This window comes from Rubrivirga sp. (assembly GCF_049648075.1).
GTDB lineage: Bacteria > Bacteroidota > Rhodothermia > Rhodothermales > Rubricoccaceae > Rubrivirga.
Genome location: NZ_JBARYR010000557.1, coordinates 1 through 4,230, shown reverse-complemented (window position 1 = coordinate 4,230; position 4,230 = coordinate 1). Strand labels below are relative to the sequence as shown.

Below are 4,230 nucleotides of genomic sequence, written 5' to 3'. Positions count from 1 at the left end.
TTTTTGGGAGCGTCGGCGCTGTAGCGGAGTACGACGGCACAGACGGTAGCTTCCTCTCCCCTCTCTCTCGCTTGTGACCCGTCTCCTCCTTACGCTGGGCGCAGCGCTCTTGGTCTTCGTCGGGCTGGCCGCGGCCGCGAGCGTCTTGGCCTACGGAACCGAGCCGACGCGCGACGGCACCCTCGAGGTCGACGGCCTCGAGGCGCCGGTCACGATCGCGTGGGGCGACAGCGGGCGCGTCTGGATCGAGGGCGCCGACGACGTCGCGGTCGCGGCGGGTCTGGGATATGCGCACGCGGTCGACATGGGCTGGGCGGCGTCGTTGTGGAGGCAGGCGGCTCAAGGGACGCTCTCGGCGTGGTTCGGGGAGGACGTCCGCGAGCTCGATCTGCACGCCCGGACGCTGGGGTTCGGGTCGCTCGCGCGTCGCACCTACGAGACCTTGACCGAGGACGAGCGCCGCGTCTTAGAGGCCTACGCTCGCGGGGCGTCCGCCGGCTTCGCCGAGCCGGGCGTCGCGCAAGGCAACGAGTTTATCGTGGCCGACGTCGTCCCGGGCGCCTGGTCGCCGTGGGACGCCCTCGCCGTCGAGCGTCTGCACGTCTACCTCGCTGCCCCGGCGCTTTCTCAAGACACGACCTGGACCTCGGCCGCCCTCGAGGACTCCGTCGTCGCCCGGTTCGTCATCGCAGACTCGTTGTTCCGGGCCTTCTTCAAGGCCGAGGGTGGCGGCTTCGACCGTGCCTACGCGTCGTCAGACTCCCTCGACCGCGGAGGCTTGTTGGCGTACCAAGCCTCGGCGGGATCGTCGGCGCTTCCCCTCTTGTCGCCGGCCGTCCTCCGCACGGGCGGCCAGGCCTCGACGGTCCTCACGATCCCCGGCACGCTCGCTAGCCCGACGGGCTGGAGCGGTGGCCGGAGTTGGGCTCTGCTGCGCGGCTCCGCATTGTCCCTCGAGCGCTACGGCGGCCCACTCCCCTCTCCCGTCTTTAGCCGGATCGTCGAGCGCGACGGAGACGAAACGCTCCTCGAGGTCGCACGGGACACGTCGGGCCTGGTCCTGCGAGCCGGAACCGCAGCAACGGACTCGGTTGGCACGACGGCCGTCGACTCGACGATGGCCTTGACGGGATGGCGTGTCCGATGGTCAGGCTTCGGCCTCGGCACCGACCTCGAGGCCTACCGGGCGCTCCGGGCCGGACGAGTGCCGACCTCGTTTACGCTCCTCGACGGAGACGGCCTGACGACCTCGACGGGAAGTCGCGTGTTGGGATCGCCCGCAGTGGCCCTCGAGCGCGACGGTACGGTCCTGGTCGCATCGGACTCCCTCGCCCGATACGGGCTCACGTCCTCGAGGGCGATCCCAGACTCCGTCATCGCCGTCCCGGACTCGACCTCGAGGGCGGCCCCGACCACGACCTACGTCCTGACCGACGTGCCGGCGCGGGACCGCGATGTCGCGAGCGAGTGGGCACGGGGTCAGCTTCCGGGATTGATCCGAGGTCTCGGCGCGCGCGACTCCCTACCCGACGTGTTGCAGACGTCGTACGCCTACCTCAACGGTTGGGACGGCGCCTACCGTGCGGACGCGATCGCGCCGTCCATCTTCGAGTGGTGGCTCAGGTCTCACCGAGAGCTCACCGGCGCGCCTCCCGACCTGTCCGACTCGCTCAGCGTGGCGCTCCTGCCGTCCTCGCTCCGAATCGCACGCGCGGAGCTGAGAGACCGCTACGGCCCTCTCACGACCACGTGGCGCTGGGGGGTGCTCCAAGGCGGCCCCGACTACCCTCTCCTCTCGACGTTCCAAATGGCGGCCGCGCGATCGTTCGCTCGACCGCTGGCGCCTCCGGGTGGTCACCCGACCTCGCTTCAACCCGGCCCCTCCGTCCTCTTCGAGAAGCACCAGCCTGGCCGGGCCGTTTGGTCCGTCCGCATCCGATCGTCCGATGGCGTCACGACGATCCTGACGCCCTTACTCCGGCCTGACCCGACGGTCGGCGTCGACCTCGATGCGGGACCTTCGGGGCCGCTCCTGGTGATCGACCCATCCGCTCCGCTGCCGGAGTCGCGACTGGACCTGACTCCGAGATCATGAACGCACCGCTTTTCGTCGGCCTCGATGCGGGGGGGACCAAAACGGCGGCCCTCGCCTCCAGCGGCGATTCCCTCATCCGCCTGACCGGTCCGGGCGCGCAGGCCCTCCGGGATGGGACAGACGCGGCCGCGGCCATCGTCGCAGACCTTGTCGGCCAGGCGCGTAAGCAGGCCGACGCTCCCTTGGCCGCCGTCGCGGTCGGGTTCGCGGGCGCTGGGCGCGAAGACACGAGGACCGCGATCGCCGAGAGCCTGCGTGCGAGTCTCGGCCTCGAGGCCGTCGCGGTCGTGCACGACGGGGACGTGGCGTACCGGGCAGCGTGGGGCACGGGCAGCGGTGCGCTGCTGATCGCCGGGACGGGCTCGTTCGTGTACGCGAAGGCAGAGAGCGGGAACACGGTCCGGGCCGGCGGATGGGGATCCGCGCTGGGCGATGACGGGAGCGGCACGGCTCTAGGAAAAGCCGCCCTGCGCGTCTTGCTCGCCCATTTCGATGGCGGTCCACCGACATCGATGCCAGAGCTGGCGGCCGAGCGCTTCGGCCTCTCCTCGAGGGAGGACGTCATCCGCGCCGTCTACAACGACGCTGTGCCGCTCGCATCGTTTGCCCCCCTTCTCCTCTCGGCCGTCGAGGCCGGCGACTGGGCCTCTGAGGTCGCTTTGCGAGCCGAGACGAACGCGCTCGCCAAGCAAGCCGGCTGGATCGCGACGCGCCTGGGTGACGACGTCGAGCACCGGCTCCGCTACACCGGCGGCCTCAGCGGCGAGCCGGCCTACCAGTCCGCCCTCGAGGGCGCCCTTGAGCGCCACCTCCCGGGGTGGGACGTCGCCCCGTGCACCGCTGAGCCGGTCGAGGGGGCCCTGGCGCTCGCACGCTCGCTCGTCGAGGCATGACCATCGAGGTCGACGAGTACGGCCTCGCCTCGACGGCAGCGTTCTGCCCGCTCTTCGACCTCGAGGTGACGGTCCAGCTGTTCACCGACCTCGAGGACGACCGCGTCACCGACGCCATGAAAGCGCGCGTCCACGACCTCCAGGCGCTCGGGCCGCAACACCGAGACCAAGTCGCGACGATGCTACACGAGCATGCCGAGATATGCTTCGAGACCACGTCGTACGGGCACGTCCACGCGACCAGACTCGAAGACGAGACGGCGACCAACCGCGCGGCGTTCGGAATTAGAACTCCCGACGACGCCTTTCGGGCCGCACGTCTCACGACGGTCCAGATCGACGCGGAGCATGACTCGTTCGCTTACCGCTACCTGCTCTTGGTGTTCGACGTGCCGTGGGAAGGGGAGCACGGGTGTGGCATCGCTCTTCGCGACGGTACGCCCTTCACATGGGGGTCCGCCGACCTCTACGTTGGAGGTGACGAACCGGTCTAGGCCGTCGGTTTCGAGGACGATCAGGAGTCGACCCACCACACCCACCGGGGCGTTCCCGAGCGACACGCCCTCGTCATCGATGACCTCGATCTTGAGAGTCCTCTTCCCCCATCGACATGGCGACCCCTCAAGACCAGAACGACACCTCGACCAACGCCCAGAAGGACCCCGACAACTGGACGACCGGCGACGAGGAGATGACCGGCGCGCAGCGCTCGTACCTCCACACGCTGGCCCAGCAGGCCGGCGAGAACCCGGAGGACTACAACGGCTTGACCAAGGCCGAAGCGTCCAAAAAGATCGAGGACCTCCAGGCCGAGACCGGCCGCGGCGAGTAGCCGACCTCGAGGACGACTCGTTCGCCCCGTCCGACCTCGAGGTCGGGCGGGGCGTTTCTAGTTGGGGTAGAGCGGCAGGCGCTCGGCGCGGTGGAACGTGATCCCGAACGGCGCGGTCGGCGCCCGCACGGTCGCGTCGAATACGACGACGTTCGAGGCTCGGTCGATCTCGAGGATGCGGCCTTCGGGTCCACCGGCGCCCTGGATCGCGCCCGGCGAGAACAAGACGTGGTCGGCACCGGGGAGGTAGTCCACGTCCGACACGATGCGCGAGAACGTCTCGGCCCCTCGGTCCTTCCCGTATGACCAGACCTGTTGGATCGTCATCGCGTCCTCGTCGATCCGGTACTGGACGGCCCGGCTGTAGTTGGAGGCCGCGCCGTACGCCCGGTTGTCGCCGTTGTCGAACA

Annotated in this window: 5 protein-coding genes; 4 read left to right on the top strand and 1 reads right to left on the bottom strand. The window is 69.5% G+C overall.

What is annotated here, in order from left to right:
• Nucleotides 1-73: 73 nt before the first annotated feature.
• The 4 genes from WBA11_RS15630 to WBA11_RS15615 all read left to right on the top strand — a co-directional run bounded on the left by WBA11_RS15630 (nt 74) and on the right by WBA11_RS15615 (nt 3,820).
• On the top strand, nt 74-2,095 hold the full coding sequence (locus WBA11_RS15630; protein ID WP_424521591.1) for a penicillin acylase family protein: 2,022 nt from the start codon (nt 74-76) through the stop codon (nt 2,093-2,095).
• Complete coding sequence (locus WBA11_RS15625) at nt 2,092-2,988, top strand: BadF/BadG/BcrA/BcrD ATPase family protein (RefSeq protein ID WP_424521590.1); 897 nt, start codon at nt 2,092-2,094, stop codon at nt 2,986-2,988. The genes WBA11_RS15630 and WBA11_RS15625 overlap by 4 nt, the downstream gene beginning before the upstream one ends.
• Nucleotides 2,985-3,482, top strand: coding sequence for a DUF6985 domain-containing protein (locus tag WBA11_RS15620; protein ID WP_424521589.1), 498 nt, complete (start codon nt 2,985-2,987; stop codon nt 3,480-3,482). Before WBA11_RS15625 ends, WBA11_RS15620 begins: the two co-directional genes overlap by 4 nt.
• 116 nt (nt 3,483-3,598) lie before the next feature.
• A complete protein-coding gene (locus tag WBA11_RS15615) occupies nt 3,599-3,820 on the top strand; it encodes a DUF3072 domain-containing protein (protein WP_424521588.1) in 222 nt (73 codons plus the stop codon).
• A gap of 57 nt (nt 3,821-3,877) precedes the next feature.
• On the opposite strand, the gene WBA11_RS15610 is transcribed toward WBA11_RS15615, so the two are convergent.
• The coding region (locus WBA11_RS15610; protein ID WP_424521587.1) for an aryl-sulfate sulfotransferase at nt 3,878-4,230 on the bottom strand (353 nt) is incomplete at its 5' end.

What these genes read in the sequence shown, in the direction of transcription:
- WBA11_RS15625 (WP_424521590.1), top strand. Translation starts at nt 2,092, where the DNA reads ATGAACGCACCGCTTTTCGTCGGCCTCGATGCGGGGGGGACCAAAACG.
- WBA11_RS15620 (WP_424521589.1), top strand. Translation starts at nt 2,985, where the DNA reads ATGACCATCGAGGTCGACGAGTACGGCCTCGCCTCGACGGCAGCGTTC.
- WBA11_RS15615 (WP_424521588.1), top strand. Translation starts at nt 3,599, where the DNA reads ATGGCGACCCCTCAAGACCAGAACGACACCTCGACCAACGCCCAGAAG.